The following is a 2,243-nucleotide window of genomic DNA, read 5'->3' as shown; positions in this document are numbered from 1 at the left end:
AAAACACATTACAATGAGAAAACTATACCTGGCGGCAATAGTTGCACTGGGCAGTTTGTATGGGGCTTACGCACAGCAGGACCCGCACTATACCCAGTACATGTACAACATGAACGTAATTAACCCGGCGTATGCTGGTAGTAAGGAGAATATGGCCATTGGCTTGCTGTACCGCAAGCAGTGGGTAGACATAGACGGTGCCCCGAGTACGGGTACGCTGTCGGTCCACAGCCCTGCGGGTAAGAACGTAGGCTTAGGGCTGTCTGCCATTACCGATAAGGTAGGCCCTGTAAACGAGACAAACGTTTACGGAGATTTCAGCTACACGCTAAAGCTGGGCGGCAGCCACAGGCTGGCATTAGGATTAAAAGCGGGAGCCACCTTCCACAAAGTAGGGCTATACAGTGATATAGGGAACGGTTTTGTGCCGGACCCGGGAGACCCTGCATTCCAGGAGAACGTAAACAATGCGTACTTCAACCTTGGTACAGGTATCTTCTACTACAGCGATAACTACTATTTAGCGTTCTCGGTGCCGAACATGATCAAGAGCAAGCACCTTGAGCTATCTGTAGACGATACAGGTTATAAATTCGGTTCAGAAGTATCGCACTACTTTGTAACGGGAGGTTACGTATTCCAGGTAACCGATAACGTTAAGCTGAAGCCCTCGTTCATGGTAAAATCAGCCTTTGGAGTAGACCCATCAATAGACGGCTCGCTGAACGCTTTGTTCTTCGAGAAGTTTGAGATAGGCGCCACTTACAGGCTTGATGACAGCTGGGGCGGTATGGTAAACTATGCCATCACGCCAAACATCAGGATTGGTTATGCTTACGATCACGTAGTGAGCGACCTTAAGGTAACCACCCCTGCTTCACACGAATTCATGGTACTGTTCGATCTGAATTTCCCGAAAAAAGTATCACGTTCACCACGTTATTTCTAACCTAAAGCACCATAAAATAAGAAGATATGAGAAATCTATATATTACCCTTGGTTTTATGCTGGCTACCGGTTCAGTAATGGCGCAGAGCGATGCCACCAAGGATGCAGACAAGCTGTATGCACGTATGGAATACGTGGACGCAGCGAGCGCTTACCTGAAAGTAAAAGACAAAGACGAGTATGTAAAGCGCCAGCTTGCAGAGAGCTACTACAATATCTTTAACAGCAAGGAAGCGGTTAAATGGTATGGTGAGCTCACCAAGACGCAGCAGGACGCCGAAACGTACTACAAATATGCCCAGATGCTGAAAGCGGAAGGCAAGTACCCGGAAGCCAATGCCCAGATGCAGAAGTTTGCGGGCCTTGCCCCGAACGACCAGCGTGCTGTAATCTTCAAACAGGACCCTAACTATTTGCCAAAACTGCAAAGCCAGGCAAAACTGTTTGAGGAGAAATCACTGGACATTAACGACAAGAAATACGGCAGCTTCGGTGCGGTACTGACAGATGACAACACCATCTACTTTACCAGCGCCAGGAACACGGCCAGGAAGAAATACGGAGCTGATGAGCAGCCGTACCTGGATTTGTACCAGGCTACCTACAATGCCAACGGGACGATAAGCGAGCCGGTACCGGTAAGCGAGGTAAACAGCAGGTGGCATGACGGCCCTGCCGCGGTAAGCGCAGACGGCAACACCATGTACTTTGCCAGCGAAAGCTTTGTAGAGAAAGAATTTGTAAAGGATAAGAAAGCCAACATCAAACAAGGGCAGGTGTACCTTTACAAAGCCGTAAAAGTAAACGGCAAGTGGGACAAGATACAGGAGCTACCGTTTAACGACAAGAAATGGAGCACCGGTAACCCAAGCCTTAGCAAGGACGGCAAATGGCTATACTTTGCATCAGACAGGGAAGGCTCTGTAGGAGGTAGTACCGATATCTGGAAAGTAGAGATAAAAGGCGCGAACAGCTATGGCGAGCCGGTTAACCTTGGCCCGAAAATCAACACAGAAGGCAGGGAAAGCTTCCCGTTCATCACGGACTCAGACAAGCTGTACTTCTCATCAGACGGACGTAAAGGCTTTGGTTCACTTGACGTATTTGTAATCGACCTTAAGAAAGGCACCGAGGCACAAAACGTAGGCCTGCCAATCAACTCGGGCAAGGACGACTTCGCTTTCAGCTTTAACGACAGCAAGAAAGTGGGCTTCTTCTCAAGCAACAGGGAAGGCTATGACAAGATTTACCTTGCCACGCCAATCTGTGGTGTAGAAGCAATTGTAATGGTACG

The 2,243-nt window shown here is 48.6% G+C and carries 2 protein-coding genes; both read left to right on the top strand.

All coding sequences use genetic code 11. The features are described 5' to 3' along the window. The first annotated feature begins 13 nt into the window (after window positions 1-13). Window positions 14-949 (top strand): PorP/SprF family type IX secretion system membrane protein, encoded by a 936-nt coding sequence (locus ACZIX4_RS19915; RefSeq protein ID WP_463337410.1) that lies wholly within the window; start codon window positions 14-16, stop codon window positions 947-949. Between the two features lie 26 nt (window positions 950-975). Next, window positions 976-2,243, top strand: a 1,268-nt coding sequence (locus ACZIX4_RS19910; protein WP_463337409.1) for an OmpA family protein, incomplete at its 3' end; no start/stop codon positions are given.

Source organism: Flavobacterium niveum, from assembly GCF_055231775.1.
The sequence above is the reverse complement of the archived record's forward strand: the minus strand, read 5'-3'. Positions and strand labels throughout refer to the sequence as shown.